1 rRNA gene is annotated in these 376 nt (G+C 56.1%); it reads left to right on the forward strand.

Going from position 1 to position 376, the window contains the following annotated elements:
• Positions 1–238, forward strand: a 16S ribosomal RNA gene (locus ACFVJ5_RS35740); the annotation flags it as partial.
• Positions 239–376: the final 138 nt, after the last annotated feature.

A 376-nucleotide genomic window follows, 5' to 3' on the forward strand; every position in this document is an offset into this window, starting at 1 on the left:
GGGGTCTGCAACTCGACCCCATGAAGTCGGAGTTGCTAGTAATCGCAGATCAGCATTGCTGCGGTGAATACGTTCCCGGGCCTTGTACACACCGCCCGTCACGTCACGAAAGTCGGTAACACCCGAAGCCGGTGGCCCAACCCCTTGTGGGAGGGAGCTGTCGAAGGTGGGACTGGCGATTGGGACGAAGTCGTAACAAGGTAGCCGTACCGGAAGGTGCGGCTGGATCACCTCCTTTCTAAGGAGCACAGTACCGATTGCAGACAAACGTTCTGCACGGTCAGCTCATGGGTGGAACGTTGATTAGTTGGCACGGTCATGAGAGTCCTTCACAAGTACTGCTTCGGCGTGGAACGTGATGAGATCTCAAGTGATC

Source organism: Nocardia sp. NPDC127606 (genome assembly GCF_042671725.1).
In the GTDB taxonomy this organism is placed as follows: domain Bacteria; phylum Actinomycetota; class Actinomycetes; order Mycobacteriales; family Mycobacteriaceae; genus Nocardia.